Raw genomic sequence first — 19316 nt, 5'->3', positions numbered from 1 at the left:
GTCAGGCGGTGGACTCGTCGAGGTAGAGGCCGCAGGTGGTGAACTTCCCGGCTGGCCCACCCGCGGCATCCGCCGGCTCTGACGGGCGGTCCGCGATCGACCGAACCTGGTCAGGGGTTGACGCTCATGCCAGGATGTCTCCGCAATCGCGCTTGTAGTCGGCACTCTCCGAAGCAGAGGCTCCCCCAATGACCAGGACCGCCAAAGTGGGCACGGCCTTTGCGACCTTCGCAGCGGCTGCCAGTTTCTTGATCTCGCTCGCCGGATCCTCGCTGAAAAGCACTGTCCAGGTCTTCTTCCTGAACATCGCGGACGGCTTCGACGTCAGCCGCGGCAGTCTGGCGATCGCGACCACCCTGTTCGCTGTGATCACCGCGGTGACATCGTCGGTGATCGGGCACCTCGCCGACCGGATCGGCGCGATCCCCGTGCTGGCGATCGGCACCGCCCTGAACGGCATCGTGTTGCTGCTCAGTGCCATGGCCACCGAGTTGTGGATGTTCGTCCTCACCTACGGCGTGGTCGGTGCCGTCGCGGTCACGATGCTCTCCTTCGTGCCGCTGGGCGTGCTGGCCGACCAGCTGTTCCAGGGGCGCAACAGTGGTCTGTTCTACGCGCTGCTGACCAACGGGGCGGCGGTGGGATTCATGGTGCTGGTTCCCCTGTGGACCTACCTGGACAACACCATGTCCTGGAACCAGGTGCTGTTCGCCCTCGGTGTGGTCTTCCTCGTCGTACTGTTGCCCCTGTCCCTGGCGTTGGTACGCCTGTCCGTCAGCCGGCAGCCGGCCAGGGTGGCACCGAGGGTGTCGTTCTGGAGCGCGACGGCCACGACGTTCCGCCACCCGCAGATGCGCGCGCTGGTGCTGGCCTTCATCGGCTGTGGGACCACCATGGCCTTCATTGACGTGCACTTCTTCCCGCACCTACACGACCACGGCATCTCGGATTCGGTCGGCGCCTCGGCGGTGGCGGTGCTGGGCGCGCTGGAGATCATCGGCGCGCTGGCCGCCGGACGACTGTGTGACCTCGGCTGGACGCGGGCCACGCTGATCGGCGCCTACGCGATGCGCGCCACCGCCATGGTCATGCTGCTGTTCGTCAACTCCCCGGCCACCGTCATCGCCTTCGGTGCGGTCTTCGGCGTGAGCTATCTGGCCACCGTGGTCGCCACGACGGTGTGGGCGACCCGGGTCCTGCCGCCCGGAGTGCGCGGCACCGCGCTCGGGGTGCTCTGGGCAGTCCACATGCTCGCCGTGGCGGCGACGAGCCAGGTCGGGGCGATTCTCGCTGACCTGCAGCACAGCTACACCGTCACCATCGGCGCGTCGGCGGTGCTGACGGCCGCCGCGGTGGTCCTGGTGGCCGTTCAGCCGAGCCCGGACGACCGCATCGCCGACGCCGCGCCCCCGGTGGAGGAAGCGCGACCGAACGTCGAGGTTTGACAGCCGACAAGCGACACTTGGACGCCCCGTCAGCCAGCCGGATCGACCCGTTCGACGGAGACGGGCGTGGTGGGTGCATGGATGGCCGCCCTGCGCGCCCTCCACCAGGGCTTCCTGACTGGTTGTCGGAATGTCGACTGATCTCTATTGTCTGCATCCACAGTCGCCACAGCGACACCTTTCCCCCGTGGAGTCGGAGTGATCATGCGCGGGCTCGACCGGCGGTCCGCACGACGTGCACAGTTCGGCCCGCATGCCCGCCGAGCCTGATCCGATGCCGACTCAAGTGGCCGTCATCGGCGGGGGCCTGGCCGGTTCCCTGCTCGCGCTGCGGCTCGCCGAGCAGATCGGGGGGCCCCGCATCGAGCTGTACCTGGGCGCGGCGACGCGCGGCCGAGATGCCACTGCCGCCTCCGGTGGACTGGTCCGGGGCTTCGAGACGAACCTCGACGAGTGTCGGTTGGCGGCTGAGAGCCTCGCCGAGCTTCGCCGCGACCCCACGCTGGCCCGCGCAAGCGGATACCAGGAGTCGTCCTCCTACTATTTTCTGCGCCCGGAGGTCGATCCGGACCGCCAGCTCGCCCTGTTGGGCGAAGCGCTCAGCGGCTCCGCCCGGCTGGTGCCAGCCGGACAGGTGGCGCGGGCCCTCGGCCTCGCCCCCCGGCCGGAGGGCACGTTCGCGGTCGTCGAGCAGTACGCGGGGCACATCCGTCCGGATGCGCTGCGCCACTACGCCGTCACTCGGGCCACCGCACTGGGTGTTCGGGTACGCCACGAGGCGGTCGCCTCGGTCGCAGCCGGGCCAGCCGTGACGGTGGACGGCAGCGTCCGGCATCACGATGTGGTGGTGGTCGCGGCCGGTGCGTGGACCAGCGCACTGGTTCCCGTGTCGCTGCGCACCCGACGAATCCAGTACGGCATATACCCGCTGGCGCGACCCGACCTCGGTTGCCTCGTCGATGATCTGTCCACGTTGTATGGCCGGTCCTATGGAGTCGGGTCCGTACTGCTCGGCGTCGCCACCTCGGCGTGGGGAGCAGCTCCGGGGGACGACCGCCCCGACCCGGCGTACGTCGATCGGGTCTCGGAGGTCGCCCGCGCCGTTCTCGGCCTCGACGGGCGGCTGCCGTCGCCACAGTGGTCGGCCGCCGGCGTGGACTGTTTTGCCGATGAGGGCGGGCTGCGGCTACGCGCGATCGACAACATGCCGGGGGTGTTCAGCTTCGCCGGTGGGGCGGGAAGCGCCGCGAAGAGTGTTCTGGCATCGAGCCGACTGGCCGCCGCGACGGTGTGCGTGACGGCCGGCGGACAACCGCCACAGATGTCCACGCCCCCGGTGCCGGTTTGCCGGGAGCTGGGCGACCAGGCGTCAAGATGAGAGGCAGCATGGAGAGACACAAGTCAGTGGTCGCGGTGGGGGCCGGCCCGGCCAACCTCGCCTTTGCCGTGGCGGTCGAGGAGATGGCTCCCGACGTGGCCGACGAAACCCTGCTGGTGGACCAGTACGACGACATCGCCTGGCAGCGCGGGATGCTGCTGCCCTGGGCCCAGAGCCAGGTCGGCTTCCTCAAGGATCTCGTGACGCTGCGCAACCCACGCAGCCGGTACTCCTTCGTCAACTACCTGCACTCGACCAACCGGCTGGACGAGTTCATCAACCTGGGCTCGGCGTTGCCGTTCCGACTGGAGGTCTCCGCGTACCTGCAGTGGGTGGCCAAGTCGCTGGAGCGGGTGCAGGTGGAGTACGGGCGGACGGTGACGGCGATCACGCCGGTGTCGTCACGTGACGACGGAGTGTCGGATCGCTGGCGGGTCCAGTTCGACACCGGCGAGGTGGTCCGCTGCCGGAACGTGGTGATCGGGGTCGGCCGGGCCCCCAACGTTCCCGCCGCGTTCCGGGATCTGCCCGCCGACCGGGTGGTCCACAGCACCGAGTTCACCAGCCGGGTGGCGCAGCTCGACCCGAGGGCGGTGCGCCGGATCGTGGTGGTCGGCGGGGCGCAGAGCGCAGCCGAGATGCTGTGGACGATGTACCAGCAGTTCCCGGCCGCCGAGTGCCGGATGTTGATGAGGTCAGCGGGGCTGCGCGGCTACGAGAGCAGCGCCTTCACCAATGAGCTGTACTTCCCGTCGTTCGTCGACCAGTTCCACGCCGGCTCCGCCGAGGCCCGGGCCCAGTTGTTGCAGGAGATGCACCGGACGAACTATGCCGGGCTGGCCCCCGGCATGCTCGACGCGCTGTATCGCCAGATGTACCAGGACCGGCTGACCGGCAACGCGCGGATCGTCATGCATACGCTCACCGACGTGCTCGCCACCCGGATGGAGGGCGACGAGGTCGTGCTGACCGTACACGACCGGCTACGGGGGACGACCGACGAGCTCCGCGCCGACCTGGTGCTCCTGGGCACCGGCTTCGAGCAGGGCAAGCCGGCGCTGATCCGGCAGACCGCCGCCTCCGTGGGTGTACGCGAGATCGCGGTCGACCGCAACTACCGCATGGTGACGCCGGACTCCGTGACCGCCGGCTGCTATCTGCAGGGCGTCAATGAGGAGACTCATGGCATCGCGGACTCGCTGATCAGCGTACTGGCGGTCCGAGCTGGCGAGATGGTGACCGATCTACTCGCCCCCCGTGCCAGCACACCGGCGCTGGTCGGCACGGCAGTGGCCGGCGGCGTCCTCGCCGAGGGAAGGGATGACTGACTCATGGAGATCCGCAAGCTGGACCACCACGGCCTCAAGCCCGACAACGGGCTGCGGGCGCAGCGGCTGATGCCCTGGGAGGCGTTGAACGCCCCCTTCGAGGGCTCCTGGTGTGTGGTGCCGCCCGGGGCCGAGTCCGGGGCGCACGGTCACCACGAGTACGAGATCTGGATCGCGTTGACGGGCCAGGCGGAGCTCGTCACCGAGGCGGGCACCACGCCGTTCGTCGCGGGGGACGTCGTGCACTTCCCGCCGAACGAGCGGCACCAGGTGGTCAACCGTGGTGAACAGCCGTTCCAGATGTATGCGATCTGGTGGGATCACGAGATGGCGGACCAGTTCGTCGAGCGCCACCGGACCGTGTCATGAGCCTGGACGAACCTCCGGTGATCGTGGTTCCGGCCACGCCCACTTCCAACGGGGGCCTGCACGTCGGGCACCTGGCGGGGCCGTACCTGGCCGCCGATGTCTACGCCCGGTACCAGCGTGCGCGGGGCAGGTTTGTCATCCACACCACCTGCACCGACGACAGTCAGTCCTACGTGGCGACCCGCGCGGCGGGCCTGGGGATGGCCCCGGCGGACCTGGTGCGCGATGCCACCGCGCAGATCGGACAGGCGTTCACCGCGCTGGGCGCCACCCTCGTCGGGCTGCCGCCGGTCGACGAGACCTACCGCCGCACCGTGCTCGATTTCGTCACCGCCCAGCACCGGGCAGGCGTTTTCGAGCTGCGTACCGTCCGGTTTCCGTTCGCCCGACGGGCCGGGGTCTACCTCTACGACGCGCTCGTCTCCGGCACCTGTCCGACCTGCCTGGCACAGAGCTCGGGCGGCGCGTGCGAGGCGTGTGGGCACCCGAACAACTTCGACGAGCTGCTCGACCCGTATTACCCGCTCGACCCCACGGACGAGGTCGAGCACCGCGAGGTGGAGATCCTCGTGCTGCCGTTGGAGCGACTGCGTGACCAGCTCGCCGACTACTACGCCCGGCACGCGCCGCAGTGGCGGCCGAACGCCCGCGACCTGGTCACGGAGCTGATGGCCGGCCCGCTACCGGATGTGCCGGTCACCGTGCCTGGCCACTGGGGGCTGCCGGCGCCGTTCGCCGAGACTCCCGGGCAACGGTTGTACCCGTGGATCGAGGCGATGCCGGCGATCATCTACAGCACGTGGTGGTCGGCGGGGCAGCTCGGCCGGCCGACCGAGCGCACCGACCAGTTCTGGCTCGCCGACACCCAGCCCACGATCGTCCACTTCCACGGGTACGACAACGTCTTCCACTGGGGGATGCTCGACGTGGCCATGCTGCTGTCGCACCCGCAGCGGTACGCCACCCCGACGGTGACCGTGACCAACGAGTTCTACGAGCTGGACCGGTCGAAGTTCTCCACCAGCCGCAACCATCTGATCTCCGCCACCGACCTGCTCGACCGCGTGCCCCGCGACCTGGCGCGGTTCTATCTGGCCCTCACCGCCCCGGAGTTCCAACGCACCAACTTCACCGAGGCCGACCTGCGGAACGTGGTGGCCACCCGGCTGGTGCGGCCCTGGAACCGGCTGGCCACGGCGCTGGCCGAGCTGACCATCCCGGACGGCGCGGTGTTGCCGGTGAGCGCGGCCGGCCGCGCTCGGGCCCGGGTGGTGGCCGACCGGCTGCGCCGGAACTACCGTGACGACCGGTTCAGCCCGGGCGGGGTCGCCGACACGATCGCCACCCAGCTGGACCGCCTGGCGCGCGACCACATCAACTCGGACACCGCAGCCGACGTGCTGGCTCAGGTGCAGACCCTGCTCGCGTACGCCGCGCCGATCCTGATCGACGTTTCCGACACGCTGGCCGGCGCCGGGGTACGGCTGCGGATCGACGACGGGTCCGTGGACAAGGTCACGATGTTCCGGTTGCCAATGCTGCCAGCCACGTTCGACCAGCTGGCTCCCGGCGCTGGCGCCGGACGAGCATCGTAGGAGAACCAGATGAAGCTACTCGCCATCGAGACCTGTCAGTATTTGGAGTACTATCTGTCGCGTTACGCGCAGGTGGAAGCCCTGGGCGCGACGCTCTACGTGCTCAACGGTGAAGGTAAGCCGGACTTCTGGCCCGCCGAGCGGTACCAGGTGGTCGGTTCCCGCCACATCGACGACATCATCGCCGCCGGCAAGCAGTGGCACCAGGCCGAGGGCTTCGACGGGGTGTTGACGTTCTCGGAGTCGTCGGTGATCACCGTAGCGGCGGTGGCCGAGGCCCTCGGCCTACCCGGCATCGGAGTCGGAGCCGCGGTCAACTGCCGCAACAAGTACCTGATGCGGCAGTCGTACGAGCGGGCCGGCGCGCCCTCTCCCCAGTTCCGGCTGACCGGCACCCTGGCCGAGGCGCAGGCCGCGGCGGAGGAGTTCGGCTATCCGGTCATCATCAAGCCCACGCACGGCGCCGGCAGCAACTTCGTGTTCAAGGTCGGCTCCCCGGCGGAGTTGGCCGAGCGGTACGCCCAGGCGGAGGAAGGCAGCCGGGACATGTTCTGGGCGCGGTCCGAGCCGGATGGGGTGGACCTCGGCCCGAGTGGCCTGCTGGTGGAGTCGTTCCTGGACGGCGCGGAGTACCTGATGGAGGTGGTCGTCTGGGACGACGAGGTGTACCTCGGCTCGGTGGTGGACCGGATCACGATCGAGGGGCAGACCTTCGACGACGATGTCCACCACGCGCCGACGTCCATGAGCCCGGAGGACCTGGCAGCGGTGCACGAGGTGGTCGCTGCCGGGGTGCGGGCGCAGGGGCTGCGGCGCAGCGTGGGGCATGCGGAAGTACGGTTCCACGACGGCCGGCCGCACCTTCTGGAGATCGCCGGACGGGTCGGCGGCGGCGGGCTCGACCTGATCGCCAGGCTGACCGCCGATCACGACCCGATCGCGGCGGCCGTCGACATCGCCCGCGGCGTGCGGCCCCGGGTGCGGCACTTTGAGCCCACTGGTGTGCACACCGCGTCGATGTGTCTGATCTGCGCGGCCGGCACCATCGCCAGCGTGCACGTGCCGGCCGAGGTCAGCGAGTCGGAACGGACGTTCGACCTGAAGATCACCGCACGGCCGGGCGACGTCATCAAGCGCCCGCCGCACGGCAACACGATCCTCGGGTTCCTCGGCACCACCGGGACCTCGCAGGAGGACGCCTTCGCGACGATGATCCGGTTCGCGGACCTGATCAAGGTGGAATTCGCCGACTGATCCGGGCCGCTCCACTGGCCGTCCCGCCCCCGTACCAGCAGCAGCAAGACAGACAGACAAGGACGATGGTTCATGGCGCAGACAGTCGAGGCCGTGGTGTCGCTCGGCCCGGGCCAGCCGGTGCAGATCCGCGACATCGTGGTCCCGGACCCGGGACCGGACGAGGCAACGGTGCGGGTGCTGGCCTGCGGGGTCTGCCACACCGACCTGCACTACCGCGACGGCGTCATCGGCTCTGGCTACCCGTACCTGCTGGGGCACGAGGCAGCCGGGATCGTCGAGCAGGTGGGTGACAACGTGACGCACGTCGTCCCAGGTGACCTCGTCATCCTCAACTGGCGGGCGGTCTGCGGGCGCTGTCGCCCCTGCCTGCGTGGGGCACCCGAGGCGTGTCTGGACGAACTCACCGCCAGTCGACCGATGACCCTGACCACCGGGGAACCGCTCGGGGCGGCACTGGGCATCGGTGCCTTCGCCCGGCTCACCCTGGTCCACGCGGGCCAGTGCACCCTGGTCGACAAGGCGGTGGACCCGGCCACCGCCTGCCTGCTCGGCTGCGGTGTGATGTCCGGACTGGGTGCGGCGATGCGCACCGGGGGCGTCAGCCCCGGAGACACCGTCGCGGTGATCGGCTGCGGCGGGGTGGGCTGCGCGGCCGTGACCGGCGCGCAACTGGCCGGGGCGACAACCATCGTCGCTGTCGACATCGATCCGCGAAAGCTGCCGATGGCCACACAGTTGGGCGCCACGCATGTCGTCGACGCCAGCCGGGAACCGGACGTGGTCTCCAGGATCCGACAGATCACCGGTGGGCTCGGCGCCGACGTGACCATCGACGCGGCCGGGTCGCCGGAGACATGGAGCCAGGCTTTCCACGCGCGCTCCATCGGCGGCACCTTCGTGCTGGTGGCCAGGCCGGACTCATCGATGCGGCTGGAGATGCCGCTGCTGGACCTGTTCCTGCGGGGCGGCACCTACAAGACCTCCTGGTACGGCGACTGCCTGCCCTCCAGGGACATGCCGATGTTGGTCGATCTGCACCTGCAGGGCCGGCTGCCGCTCGACCTGTTCGTCACCGAGCGGATTGGTTTGGGCGACGTCGAGGTGGCGTTCGAGCGCATGCGCCGCGGCGACGTGCTGCGCAGCGTCGTCTTGCTCGATTGACCACCTCGGCGGCCGGCGAGCGCCCGTCGGCCGCCGAGGCTTGGTGACTCGCTGGTCTCTGGCGTGTCCCGGCGTCTGGCGCACCGCCAGAGTCACTCACCTCGACCGTACCGCTATCGCCGGCCCAGGCCGTTCACCCGTTCAAGGAGCACGCGTGCCCTCACCCAACGCCACGGCCCTCTCGATCAACTATCACGGGCGCCGGTTCCGGCCGGTCGCGGACGGTAGCGGGGAGCACAGCCGCGTCGCGAACTACTGGCAGGATGGCGACCTGCTCTGGGGCGAATTCACCGGGGGTCACGCGCGCCGGGGCACCCTCGCCGGACAGTGCCAGCCCGACGGCTCGGTCGACTTCGCGTACTGCATGGTGCTCGACGACGGGCGGATCATCGTCGGCGAGTGTCACAGCACCCCCGAGATCCTCCCCGACGGGCGCATCCTGCTGCACGAGACGTGGCAGCGCCACGGCGTCCACGCCGCCAGCGGCGTATCCCAGATCGAGGAGATCCCCGCGTCCCCGCCGGACGCGGGCATCTGACCTACCCGGCGCCGGCCCGCGCGGTACCGGCGGACACCCGGACCCCGCTTTCCCGGCATTACAGTGGGATGAGACCTCCGGTGGTGAGGTGGGCGTCAGCACCTCACCCCTCGCCGGAGGTCTCTCCTTCTCTCAAGCCGCCAACGCCGTCAACCACGCTCATGGTCACTACAGCTAGAGCAACACCCGGCGCGGTGGCCGCTCTCAAGCGGGCTGCCGCAACTTGCGGGCGCGGTTTCCGTCCAGGTCGGACCGGCGGTGGCTACGCGAGCGCGCGGCGAACACGAGCAGCCACCCCATGAGGACGACCTCACCGACGAACGTGACTGCGGCGACCTGAATCGTGTACGCGACCGAGACAAGCGCCCCGATCGAGTCGGCGAGATAGCCCGCACCGGCGATCGCTACGAGCACCGCCACCCAGGTCGGCACAGTGGAAGACCGCCATGCCAGCCACCCGATCATCAGCAGGTGGACGCCGAACAGGATCAGACCGAGGCTCCAGATCTCCTCGAATTCGGTGATGTACGCGTACACGCTGGGGCTGATCTCGTCGGTCGCCGGACCGTCGTGCAGGAGACCGGCGGCGGCGATCAGGTAGGTGATCGCGACGGCGAAGACGACCGCGTACGCGGTGCGGCACCAGGCCGAGAGCAGTGGGACGGTGCGGTAGGTGTCGTCGAAGAACGCCCGCAGCGACCAGGCGACCAGCACGTCGAGGCAGGCCACCGCGAACAGGGCGACGATGGCAAGGACAAATGCCCGTTGATTCGACAGCATCCGGATGGTGGTCTCGGCGGCGTCGGTGGAGACCAGCCGATCCACGACGCCGAAGTTGGCCAGCCCAGCGAGAACCGCCATCAGCAGCAGGCAGAGCCCGGCGGCCAGCGCCGCGCGGCCTGCTCGGGAGTCGCCGTCCACGGCCGCCACGCTCGACGCACCGTCGGGAGCGGCGCTCGGCTGCACAGCGGCGGACGGCACGAAGCCGCGAGCGAGCAACAGCAGACCGAAGACGATCTCGAACAGACCTCCCGGGATCGCCAGGACGACCCCGACCCCGGCCCCCATCAGCTCGGCGGCCGCGCCCGTCGCCAGCAGCGCGTAGCCGGAGAATCCCCAGATCGCCAGCCAGCTCGGCAGCCAGCGCTGCCGGTTGAGGGCCAGGCAGAACGGCAGGCTGCCCAGCCCCAGCGACAGCATGGCCGCCTGGTAGGCGATGTCGGCGGCACCGGCACCGGCCGAGTCCAGCAGGACGATCCCGGCGGTGAGCAGGAACGCCTCCGCGCCGCGCGCGACAAGGTATGTCCAGGCGGCCCCCCGGACGCGATCGACGCAGCGCCCGAAAGACCAGTACGCCGATGGCCGCCACCATGACGGAGTTGAGCACCACGAGCGCCACCCCGGCGAACTGCCCGGCGAGAGCGCTGCCGATGCCGTAGAAGACGAATGCCAACAGGAAGAACGCACCGGCGCATCTGCCGGTCACGCGGAGTGACATCATTGCCTCTCAGGGCTTTCGTACTAAGTAAGGGGTACTAAGTACGATAGCCTTGGCGGCGAGGCCGGTCAACGCAATGCCAGGAAGACGGGAACCAGTCGGTGGGCGAACCAGCACGGCAGCTGAGTCGCGAGCGGGTGCTGCAGGCTGCGGTCGGCATCGCCGATGCGCACGGCCTGGGGGCATTGACCATGCGGTCGCTGGCCGCCGAGCTGAACGCCAAGCCGATGTCGCTGTACCACTACATCCGCAGCAAGGACGAGCTCCTCGACGCCCTCGTGGACGGGGTTTTCGCGGAGATCGAACTGCCGGAGGTGGGCGGCGACTGGCGCGCCGAGGTGCGCCGGCGTTCCCTCTCGGCCCGTACGGTCCTCGCGCGGCATCCCTGGGCGCTGACCCTGGTAGAAGCCCGGACCAGTCCCGGGCCGGCCAACCTGCGCCATCACGACACCATGCTGGGTGTGCTGCGGGCCGGGGGCTTCTCGCTACAGATGACAGCCCACGCGTACGCGATCATCGATGCGTACGTCTACGGCTTCGTGCTGCAGGAGGCGTCGCTGCCGTTCGACGGTCCAGACTCCGCCAACGCGGTCGCGGATTCGATCATGGAAGGTTTCGCGGCGGGCGACTACCCGCACATGGTCGAGTTCGCCACGCAGCACGTCCAGCAGCCTGGCTACCACTTCGGCGGGCAGTTCGAGTTCGGCCTCGATCTGATCCTCGACGGACTGGCGATGCACAGCGGTGCCACCCGCCCGTCGTGACTCCCACTACCGGGCCCGTCGGCGACGCCGCCCAACTGACCGGTGATGGCGGCGGTTCTCCGGGTGGAGCGGGGCCCCTGCCTCGGAGCCCTCCGCTGTCCGGGTGCGCCGGGAAAGGGTCCCGGGTGGACGGACGCGCCGGACGGCGGCGGCTGCGCGCCGCACGGTCGATATTGCGCCATCGAAAGCCGGGTAGATACTCAACGCGCTCGATCGAGCGCCCTAGGTGATCATCCTGAATGCCTGCTGACCGGAGATGACGTGCTCAGACGTACTGCAACCGTCGTAATCGCCCTGCTGGCCTGCCTTGCGGGCACCGGCGCGGTGGCCATGCCAGCGCACGCCTGGGAACCCGAGTGTCCGCTCGACTGTGGCGGTGGCGACGGCGGTGGCGGTGGCGACGGCGGCGGCCCCGTCACGCCTCCGTCGCCGGCGTACAACCTGCAGGGCGTCATCCAACTGGAAGACACCGGCCACGAGGGATCCTGGCCGTTGCGCCGCGGAGGAGTGAAGATCCGCGGATACTCCCGGCTCGCCACCTGGAGCAACGACCGGGTGGACGCCAACTACATCAACGTCCGGTGCTCCGCCACCGTGCTCAGCTACTCCAGTAACGACTACGACTCCGAGAACAACGGGGCGCTCGTCGACGTGCACTTCTGGTCTCCGACGGTCCCGGTCACTGGCGTCCCCGTCCAGTCCCGGACCGTCAACGTCAACTGCACCCACCACGCCGAGAAGAACGGCGTCAACTACGACACCACCAGCACCGCCCAGTTCGTCATCCCCGAGTGATCGCCGGCGGGGCCGGTCCGAACCGGGCCGCCCCGCCGCCCCCGGCATCTCTCACGGCACCAGTCAGCGAAACCACCCGGCCGTCATCGTCAACACCGGCACCTGACGGGTCCAGCCTGCGACGCCTCGCAGTGCACGCCGAAACTGCTCGGCCAGCCGCCGGAAGACGGGCTTCGGGTCCGACTCGCGGCACAAGCGCACCGCGCACTGACGCAGCTCGCCCGGATACTCCTTCGGCAATCCGGACGGACTACGAGTACGCCGCCGTCTCAGATCAGCCCGTGGGCGAGCATCGCCTCGGCGACGAGCCGGAAGCCGTCGATGTTGGCTCCAGCGACGTAGTTGCCCGGCATGCCGTACTCCTCGGCGGTGGCGTAGCAGCGGGCATGGATAGTCCGCATGATTTCCCGCAGCCGCTCCTCAGAATGGGTGAAGGTCCACGAGTCGCGGCTGGCGTTCTGCTGCATTTCCAGCGCGCTGGCCGCGACTCCACCGGCGTTGGCCGCTTTTCCGGGCGCGAACCGCACCCCGGCCTCGGCGAATCCCCGCACCGCCTCCGGCGTGGTGGGCATGTTGGCCCCCTCCACCACGATGGTGCAGCCACCCGCGATCAGGGTGAGCGCGTCGGCGGCGGTGAGCTCGTTCTGCGTCGCGCAGGGGATCGCCACCTGGCAGGGCACGTCCCAGACCGGGCGACCCGCGACGAACGTGGCATGCCGGCGCGCGTCGACATACTCGTCGATCCGTGCCCGGCGGACCTCCTTGACCTGCTTGAGCACGTCGACGTTGATTCCCTTTTCGTCGTGAATATAGCCGGAGGAGTCCGAGCATGTCACCACGGTGCCGCCGAGCTGATGCACCTTTTCAATCGCGTAAATTGCCACGTTACCCGAGCCGGAAACCACCACCCGCTTTCCGTCTAGACTGTCGCCGCCGTCGGCGCGTAGCATCTCATCGGCAAAGAACACCGCGCCGTAGCCGGTAGCCTCCCGGCGCACCTGGGCACCGCCGTAACTGAGGCCTTTGCCGGTCAGCACCCCGGACTCATACCGGTTGGTGATCCGCTTGTACTGCCCGAACAGGTAGCCGATCTCCCGGCCACCGACTCCGATGTCGCCGGCCGGCACGTCCGTGTACTCGCCGATGTGCCGGTACAGCTCGGTCATGAACGATTGGCAGAACCGCATCACCTCCCGGTCGGAGCGGCCCTTGGGGTCGAAGTCCGACCCACCCTTGCCGCCGCCGATCGGCATGCCAGTCAACGCGTTCTTGAACAGTTGTTCAAAACCGAGGAACTTCACGATCCCCAGATAGACCGACGGGTGGAAGCGAAGACCTCCCTTGTACGGGCCCAGGGCACTGTTGAACTCCACCCGGAAGCCGCGGTTGATGTGGACCTCACCGCGATCGTCCTCCCATGGCACCCGGAAGATGATCTGCCGCTCCGGCTCGCAGATTCGCTCAATAATCTTCGCTTCGGCGTACTCGGGGTGCCTCTCCAAGGCCGGCACGACACTGTCGAGCACCTCCCGCACCGATTGGTGGAATTCGTTCTCGCCAGGGTTGCGCCGCACCACCGAAGTGAAGATCGACTCTAGCTTGTCCTGTGCCGACATAAATACTCCTCGATGTGCAACCATGGCCGACCTGCCGCGCGTGCTGGGCGACCCGCAGGTCACCTACGCCGCCACGACCACGTCAAGATCATAATGCCGCTGTGGGTAGCGATTGTCGTGGTACGGCAACCTCGGCATGTTGAGCGGGAAGCTCCGGCAGGACGAGGTTCCTCACGGACCTTGTCCTTGACGACGCTTCGTCGTGTTCAGTGTGCCATTCCCGCTGCTGGTCCCGTCATCAGCAGTGCCGTTTGGCGAGGTGACGGCGCTGCGGATGCGTGCCGCGGCCTGTTGGCTGGCGACGAGACGTCTGGCTCCTACCGCTGAGACCGTCATGTCCGCCGACATCAGGCAAGAGCGGCGGGCGCGCTTCGAGATCCGGCCGGAAGCCCTCCTCGACAGCCTATGGGTCGATGGGTCGATGACCCTCCGCTACCGGTTCGTCTCCGAACACCGCGCCGACTACGGCGTGCAGCGGCTGTGCCGCGTCCAGGCGGTACGACGTCCCGGCTTCTACGAGTGGCTGGCCGCCGAGCCGGCCCGCGAGCAGCGTGTCGCGGCTGAGGACCAGCTCGCCACGATCCACGGCGGGCACCGGACTTCATCCGCGTGGCTGCTCGTCCGACGAGCGTCCCCTGCCTCCGACCCGGTTTCCGGGGTGTCGGCGGCGTCCGGCTCGGTCTGGCGGCCGTTCGACTTGCCCATCGGCCGGCCGGTGCCGCAGACCGGGGTGGTGCTCCTCGACGGCACCGGGGAGATCGCACTCTCCGGTGACGGGCTGGCCCTGGGCTACCTCAACGACCCGGACGAGACCGCGCGCCGGTTCTTCGACCGGGACAGTGTCCGCTACTACCGCACGGGTGACCGTGGCGAACTCGGCCCGGACGGCGAGTTGCGGTACCGGGGCCGGATCGACCGGCAGTTCAAGATCCGTGGTGTGCGGATCGAGCCGGGCGAGGTCGAGGCGGTGCTGCGGTCGTACCCGTCGATCGCCTCGTGCGCGGTGCTGCGGGTGACGCGGCGCGCCGGTGCCGCGGAGCTGGCCTGCGTCTTCAGCTCCACCGACGGGCGTCCGGTGGAGCTCGCGCCGCTGCGCGACTTCGCCGCGCGCACCCTGCTCGACGCGATGAGCCCGACCCGGTTCCACCAGGTCAGCTGCGGCCGGACCGGTCCCGGCATCCCTTCTTCCAGGTCTGGGCGGTGCTCCAGGCGGAGACGCCACCGGTGACGATGGGCGCGGACGTCGTTGTCGAACGGGTCCGGGTCCGGCCCCCCACCACCGCCATCGAGCTGATGTTCGAAGCGTTTCCCCGCCCGGACGGTTCCTGGTCGCTGATCATGCTGTGGCGGGCCGACGGGATGACCGAGGACACCGCCGTGCGCCTGCTCGCCGAGATGGACGACGCCCTGCACACGCTGGGATAACGCACATCAACCCGGTCAGCGCAGATCTACACCTACGACCAGGCGGCCCGGCTCACCGGTGTCGCGGACACCGTCGCCGGTCAGTGCACCACCCGCAATACTCCACTCGGATCCGCTGCAACGAGTGCCGCTTGCGGGCCGTTTCGTGCACGACGATGCTTCGGCGCATGCGGGGGAAATCGACAAAGCCGGCAGTCCCTGGCACGGCGACATGGCCGTCGGGGCCGCCCTCGTCTCGGGCGGCCCCGCTCGCGGAGACCTTCGTGCTGGTCTTCGTCCGTCCGCTGGCCTAGCAGCCGACCGGGTTCTGGGAGTACACGACGAGCGTGTCGAAGCTGGCCCTCGCGCGGCAGTATCCCCGTTCGGCGGGGTCCATGAAGTAGGCGGTGGCTGCCGTACCGTCGGAGGACTGCTGCAGGTAGTAGAGCGCCTCCGGGTCCTCCTGGTACGGGCCGGCGGGCGCGTCCGCGCGTTCCAGGGCGATGTCGATCGGGCCACTGCACCCGCCCGAGAGCCTGGCGAAGGCGGTCTGCATGCCAATGGAGTAGTAGAGGTTGGTGACCGTCAGCGAGCACGCCGATTCTTGTTGGGGCGCGGCGGCGGGCGCGGCGGCGGCCGGCGCCGCTGCGGCGACCAGGCCCCCAGCGAGTATGGCTGCACTCACCATGCTGCGGATGCGCATGATTCGTCCTCCCCAGTCGAAGCGTGTAGAAATCTTCCACACGTGATGTGAATCCTGGCAAAGAATGCCGGGCGGGGGAACCCATCAAGGGAAGCCAGAGGGCCATGCTCGGCATCGCCCGGGCACCCGCCGATGCGGACACGGACACTCTGCCGCTCGTCGTTCTCCGCGTGGCCGCTGCGGCCCGAGCCGAGGGGTACGCCGAGGGCTACGTCGACGGCATCGCCAGCCCCCTACGAACCGAGTTCCCCCACCACGCCCCTACGACGACTCAGGCCCCCTCCACCGGAGGGGGCCTGAGCTGCTGTTTCAAAGATCAATTCTTGGTGTCCGAGGGGGGACTTGAACCCCCACGCCCTTTACGGGCACTAGCACCTCAAGCTAGCGCGTCTGCCATTCCGCCACCCGGACCTACTCGTTCAGCCTACCCTGTCGACCTGGGCGGCCTCACCGCCCGTTGGCCGACCCGGAGGGCCGCACGGGGCATTACTGTACACGGCGGCGATGGATCATGCACATCACCTTCCCGCCGGCCCGTTTGCCCAGTTCAGGGGGCTAAAGGACCCGACTGGGGTGGGCTGATTCGATCATGGCCGGCAGGGCGGGTGGCGTCGACCCCCCCTCTCCGGGCAGCATGACTGACGTGTCACAGCCCTCTCCCTTGGCCGCCCTCCAGCATCGGGCGCTGGCCCAACGCGCCGCCGGTGACATCGCCGGCGCGCGTCGGCTGCTGGCCGACGCGCTCGGACCGATCCGGGCCAGCTACGGCGAGGACCATCCGGAGGTGCTGCGCAGTGCGCACCTCCTGGCCCGCCTGCATCGTGAGGCCGACGACCCGGCTGCCGCGCGGCGCGTACTGGAGGAATGCCTCTCGGCCGGTGAGCGCCGGTGGCATCCCGCCGATCCGCTGATGCTCGCGCTCTCCCTCGACCTCGCCTCGGTCTCCGAGGAGCTGGGCAACCGGCACGAGGCCCGCCGCCACTACTCCCGCATCGCCGACGCCGGGCCCGCCGTGCTCGGCGCGGACCACCCGGCGGTACGCGAGGCGCGGCAATACCTCGGCGCCGCCGCGCCCGGGGCGGCCCCCATTCCTCAGCACAACCCATCCGCCGCCCCGCACCACCCAACCGCCCCTCAGCCCAGCCCGACGGTTCCTCAGCCCGGCGCGACGGCCCCCCAGCACGGTCCGCCGGCCGGCCAGCTTGGTCCGCCGAAGCTCGACGGTCCGACCATTTCCCTCGCACCGGTGCCGATGCTCCCGCCGCAGAGGCAGGCGCAGGCCGCCGCGCCCCGGCCGGCTGCAGCGCCGCCCCCGCCCCCGGTGTCCACCCCGCCACGGCAGTCGCCACCTCCACCGCCGGTCCCGGCAACGCAGCGTCACCTGCCGGCTCCGCCCCAGATTCCGGCGCCGCCCCAGCAACTCCCGCCGCGAATCCCACCTCCGCCCCGGGTTCCGGCCCCACCGACCGAGCCGCCGCCGACCCAGGCACCTGCACCTGCACAACGCCGTCCCGAGCCGCCCCGGGCACCGGGGCACGCGCCCGTGCCCCGGCTCCCCGCTCCCCCGCCCCCCACACCGATTGGCGTGCCGGCCCAGCAGGCGGGCTCCTCGTGGACTCCGGCCCAGATCGCCGCGCCGCCGGCATCCCGGGCCCCGGCTCCCCCACCGCGGGTCCCCAGCGCCCAGCCCGGGCCGCCGCCGCATCAGGCCCTCCCTCCGACCCCGGCCGCGCCGTCTCCGCGTACCGGACCGGTCACACCACCCCAGCCGCCGGCGCCGCCCGGGCCCGCCACCCCGGGGGTGCCACGGTCCGCATCGAGCGGCACCCAGCCCACGTCCGCCCCACCGGCACCCGCACCGGCCACGCCGCAGGCCACACCCACACCTCGCCCGCCCGTCGGCCCGGCAACGCAGCCGGCATCGCCGCCCGTCCCGGCACCGGGTTGGGACAAACCGACCATTCAGGTACGGCAGATCGACGCGCTGCTGCGGGAGGAGGCCGCCCGAACGGCCGGTACGCAGGCCGGACCGGTCAGCGGCGGCCCGGCGGCGGTGAGTGGTGCCCCGTCAGAGGGCGGTGCCCCGGTCAGCGCACCGCCCGCGAGCGGTCCCCCGGCCGTCCCGGCCAGCACGCCTCCCACGGCCGCACGGCCGGTCAGCGGCACACCGGTCAGTGGGCCACCGGTCAGCGCACCACCCGTGGGCGGCACACCGGTCAGCATGCCGCCCGTGGCCGGACCACCGGTGGGCGGCACACCGTTCACGACTCCGCCCGTGAGCGGAGCACCGATCAGCGGTACGCCATACAGCGCACCGCCCGTGAGCGGCACGCCCTTCAGCGCACCGCCGTACAGCGCACCGCCGGTCAGCGCACCGCCCGTGAGCGGCATGCCGTACAGCGCACCGCCGGTCAGCGGGCCGCCGGCGCCGCCCTGGGGCGTGACGGCGCCGCCGTGGAGCAGCGTCGCGCCGCCGCAGCCGCTGGCTCCGACCGTCGAGGAGCCGGACGCGGCCCCGGACCCGCGAGACGGGGTCGACCGTCCCGCCGAGAAGCCGGACGCGCCGTACGCCGGCTGGGAGCCGGAGGCCGGCCCTGCGCCGGCACCGCCGCCTCGGTCACCCGGTCCGGAGCCGTCGGTGCCGCGGCTCGACGCGTCCGCCGCCGCGCCGTTCCCGGTCCTACCGCCTCCGTCCACGGTCCCACCGTCTCCGCATCGGGACCACCGCTCCGACGCGACCGAGCGGGGACCGGGCGAGCGGGGAACGGGCGAGCGGGGACCGGGCGCGCTGGACTGGGCGGAGCAGCAGCCGGCCGAGCACAGACCGGCCGAACACGGCCAGGGGCAGGGGCAGCAGCAGGAGGGGCAGGCCTGGCACGAGCGGGACGGCTGGCGGGCCGACGACGGCTATCCCTCGCCGCCGGATGCCTGGCAGACGACGTACCAGGAGAAGGAGCGCGCCGGGCGCGGCCGGACGGTGGTCCTGGTCGCGGTGGTGGCGCTGGTGGCCCTGGCGATCGTGGTCGGCGTCGCGGTGCTGGTGTTCGGTCGCGATGAGGCCCCTTCCCCGGGCGCGACACCGGCGTCGGCGTCGGCGGGTCCGAAGGTGAGCGGCCCTCCGCCGGGTGGCCTGAAGCTGCGCGACGACAGCAGCACGATCAGCCTCACCTGGACGGATCCGTCCTCCGGCGCGGTGCCGTTCATGGTGGCCGGCGGGCGGACCGGGCAGAAGCTGGGCGTGCTGGCCACCGTGGACCCGGGGCAGACCAGCTACACGGTCAACGGCCTCAACTCGCGGGTGGACTACTGCTTCACCGTGCTGGCGGTCTACTCCACCGACGCCTTCGCCACGTCCGGGCAGGTCTGCACCGCGCGGGGTCCGGCCCCGACGCCGAGCTGACCGGTCGTCCACACCGCACACGCTGGGTGTCCACAGCCGGACCGTGCGGGTTTCCCCTGCCTCAG

Annotated in this window: 19 protein-coding genes, 1 tRNA gene and 1 pseudogene; 15 read left to right on the top strand and 6 right to left on the bottom strand. The window is 70.2% G+C overall.

What is annotated here, in order from left to right:
• Positions 1-124 precede the first annotated feature (124 nt).
• Positions 125-355: a hypothetical protein gene (locus OG559_RS22450; protein WP_405117117.1), complete on the bottom strand. Its 231-nt coding sequence runs from the start codon at positions 353-355 to the stop codon at positions 125-127.
• Here OG559_RS22450 and OG559_RS22445 point away from each other — a divergent pair.
• The 8 genes from OG559_RS22445 to OG559_RS22410 all read left to right on the top strand — a co-directional run bounded on the left by OG559_RS22445 (position 249) and on the right by OG559_RS22410 (position 9071).
• Complete coding sequence (locus tag OG559_RS22445) at positions 249-1445, top strand: MFS transporter (protein WP_405116890.1); 1197 nt, start codon at positions 249-251, stop codon at positions 1443-1445. The genes OG559_RS22450 and OG559_RS22445 overlap by 107 nt on opposite strands.
• A gap of 274 nt (positions 1446-1719) precedes the next feature.
• The gene (locus tag OG559_RS22440) at positions 1720-2823 is read left to right on the top strand and encodes an FAD-dependent oxidoreductase (protein ID WP_405106629.1); all 1104 of its coding nucleotides are present in this window, start codon (positions 1720-1722) and stop codon (positions 2821-2823) included.
• An 8-nt stretch (positions 2824-2831) separates the two neighbouring features.
• The gene (locus tag OG559_RS22435; protein WP_405106627.1) at positions 2832-4151 is read left to right on the top strand and encodes a lysine N(6)-hydroxylase/L-ornithine N(5)-oxygenase family protein; all 1320 of its coding nucleotides are present in this window, start codon (positions 2832-2834) and stop codon (positions 4149-4151) included.
• 3 nt (positions 4152-4154) lie between these two features.
• Positions 4155-4520, top strand: coding sequence for a cupin domain-containing protein (locus OG559_RS22430; RefSeq protein ID WP_405106625.1), 366 nt, complete (start codon positions 4155-4157; stop codon positions 4518-4520).
• Positions 4517-6115, top strand: coding sequence for a class I tRNA ligase family protein (locus tag OG559_RS22425; RefSeq protein WP_405106623.1), 1599 nt, complete (start codon positions 4517-4519; stop codon positions 6113-6115). Before OG559_RS22430 ends, OG559_RS22425 begins: the two co-directional genes overlap by 4 nt.
• A 9-nt stretch (positions 6116-6124) precedes the next feature.
• The gene (locus tag OG559_RS22420; protein WP_405106621.1) at positions 6125-7369 is read left to right on the top strand and encodes an ATP-grasp domain-containing protein; all 1245 of its coding nucleotides are present in this window, start codon (positions 6125-6127) and stop codon (positions 7367-7369) included.
• 72 nt (positions 7370-7441) lie between these two features.
• On the top strand, positions 7442-8533 hold the full coding sequence (locus tag OG559_RS22415) for an S-(hydroxymethyl)mycothiol dehydrogenase (protein WP_396674434.1): 1092 nt from the start codon (positions 7442-7444) through the stop codon (positions 8531-8533).
• Between the two features lie 154 nt (positions 8534-8687).
• A complete protein-coding gene (locus OG559_RS22410; protein WP_405106619.1) occupies positions 8688-9071 on the top strand; it encodes a hypothetical protein in 384 nt (127 codons plus the stop codon).
• Positions 9072-9275: 204 nt separating this feature from the next.
• On the opposite strand, the gene OG559_RS22405 is transcribed toward OG559_RS22410, so the two are convergent.
• On the bottom strand, positions 9276-10289 hold the full coding sequence (locus tag OG559_RS22405; protein WP_405116887.1) for a DUF4386 family protein: 1014 nt from the start codon (positions 10287-10289) through the stop codon (positions 9276-9278).
• A 46-nt stretch (positions 10290-10335) separates the two neighbouring features.
• Here OG559_RS22405 and OG559_RS22400 point away from each other — a divergent pair, with 46 nt between their 5' ends.
• The 3 genes from OG559_RS22400 (at position 10336) to OG559_RS22390 (ending at position 12128) form a co-directional block, all read left to right on the top strand.
• Complete coding sequence (locus OG559_RS22400; protein WP_405117114.1) at positions 10336-10566, top strand: hypothetical protein; 231 nt, start codon at positions 10336-10338, stop codon at positions 10564-10566.
• Positions 10567-10670: 104 nt separating this feature from the next.
• Positions 10671-11333 (top strand): TetR/AcrR family transcriptional regulator, encoded by a 663-nt coding sequence (locus OG559_RS22395; RefSeq protein WP_405106618.1) that lies wholly within the window; start codon positions 10671-10673, stop codon positions 11331-11333.
• Positions 11334-11594: 261 nt separating this feature from the next.
• Entirely contained in the window at positions 11595-12128 is a 534-nt protein-coding gene (locus OG559_RS22390; protein ID WP_405106617.1) for a hypothetical protein, read from the top strand.
• A gap of 269 nt (positions 12129-12397) precedes the next feature.
• Here the strand turns inward: OG559_RS22390 and gdhA are convergent, their stop codons facing one another.
• Complete coding sequence (gdhA, locus tag OG559_RS22385) at positions 12398-13744, bottom strand: NADP-specific glutamate dehydrogenase (RefSeq protein WP_405106615.1); 1347 nt, start codon at positions 13742-13744, stop codon at positions 12398-12400.
• A 421-nt stretch (positions 13745-14165) separates the two neighbouring features.
• Between gdhA and OG559_RS22380 the strand changes: the two genes are divergently transcribed.
• Both OG559_RS22380 and OG559_RS22375 read left to right on the top strand, forming a co-directional pair.
• A complete protein-coding gene (locus OG559_RS22380) occupies positions 14166-14972 on the top strand; it encodes a hypothetical protein (RefSeq protein WP_405106613.1) in 807 nt (268 codons plus the stop codon).
• Positions 14945-15169, top strand: a complete 225-nt coding sequence (locus OG559_RS22375; RefSeq protein ID WP_405106611.1) for a hypothetical protein — start codon at positions 14945-14947, stop codon at positions 15167-15169. Before OG559_RS22380 ends, OG559_RS22375 begins: the two co-directional genes overlap by 28 nt.
• A 289-nt stretch (positions 15170-15458) precedes the next feature.
• Here the strand turns inward: OG559_RS22375 and OG559_RS22370 are convergent, their stop codons facing one another.
• Positions 15459-15836, bottom strand: coding sequence for a hypothetical protein (locus tag OG559_RS22370; protein ID WP_405106609.1), 378 nt, complete (start codon positions 15834-15836; stop codon positions 15459-15461).
• Between the two features lie 339 nt (positions 15837-16175).
• Positions 16176-16262 (bottom strand) — tRNA-Leu (locus OG559_RS22365).
• Between the two features lie 178 nt (positions 16263-16440).
• Here OG559_RS22365 and OG559_RS22360 point away from each other — a divergent pair.
• Positions 16441-16668, top strand: a pseudogene (locus tag OG559_RS22360) (hypothetical protein); the annotation flags it as partial.
• A 1145-nt stretch (positions 16669-17813) separates the two neighbouring features.
• Here OG559_RS22360 and OG559_RS22355 read toward each other — a convergent pair.
• Complete coding sequence (locus OG559_RS22355) at positions 17814-18242, bottom strand: hypothetical protein (RefSeq protein ID WP_405117111.1); 429 nt, start codon at positions 18240-18242, stop codon at positions 17814-17816.
• On the opposite strand from OG559_RS22355, the gene OG559_RS22350 reads away from it, so the two are divergent.
• On the top strand, positions 18241-19251 hold the full coding sequence (locus OG559_RS22350; RefSeq protein WP_405117108.1) for a fibronectin type III domain-containing protein: 1011 nt from the start codon (positions 18241-18243) through the stop codon (positions 19249-19251). The two genes, OG559_RS22355 and OG559_RS22350, sit on opposite strands and share 2 nt — an antisense overlap.
• Positions 19252-19316 lie beyond the last annotated feature (65 nt).

Source organism: Micromonospora sp. NBC_01405, assembly GCF_045040155.1.
Lineage (GTDB): Bacteria > Actinomycetota > Actinomycetes > Mycobacteriales > Micromonosporaceae > Micromonospora.
Note: the sequence above shows the minus strand (reverse complement) of the source record. Positions and strands in the feature narration are given on the sequence as shown.

Bases quoted from the DNA above. Each gene is read 5' to 3' on its own strand.
- gdhA (WP_405106615.1), bottom strand. From the start codon at position 13,744: ATGTCGGCACAGGACAAGCTAGAGTCGATCTTCACTTCGGTGGTGCGG.
- OG559_RS22415 (WP_396674434.1), top strand. From the start codon at position 7,442: ATGGCGCAGACAGTCGAGGCCGTGGTGTCGCTCGGCCCGGGCCAGCCG.
- OG559_RS22430 (WP_405106625.1), top strand. From the start codon at position 4,155: ATGGAGATCCGCAAGCTGGACCACCACGGCCTCAAGCCCGACAACGGG.
- OG559_RS22420 (WP_405106621.1), top strand. From the start codon at position 6,125: ATGAAGCTACTCGCCATCGAGACCTGTCAGTATTTGGAGTACTATCTG.
- OG559_RS22350 (WP_405117108.1), top strand. From the start codon at position 18,241: ATGCCGTACAGCGCACCGCCGGTCAGCGGGCCGCCGGCGCCGCCCTGG.
- OG559_RS22435 (WP_405106627.1), top strand. From the start codon at position 2,832: ATGGAGAGACACAAGTCAGTGGTCGCGGTGGGGGCCGGCCCGGCCAAC.
- OG559_RS22370 (WP_405106609.1), bottom strand. From the start codon at position 15,836: ATGGTGAGTGCAGCCATACTCGCTGGGGGCCTGGTCGCCGCAGCGGCG.
- OG559_RS22355 (WP_405117111.1), bottom strand. From the start codon at position 18,242: ATGCCGCTCACGGGCGGTGCGCTGACCGGCGGTGCGCTGTACGGCGGT.
- OG559_RS22425 (WP_405106623.1), top strand. From the start codon at position 4,517: ATGAGCCTGGACGAACCTCCGGTGATCGTGGTTCCGGCCACGCCCACT.
- OG559_RS22380 (WP_405106613.1), top strand. From the start codon at position 14,166: ATGACCCTCCGCTACCGGTTCGTCTCCGAACACCGCGCCGACTACGGC.
- OG559_RS22440 (WP_405106629.1), top strand. From the start codon at position 1,720: ATGCCGACTCAAGTGGCCGTCATCGGCGGGGGCCTGGCCGGTTCCCTG.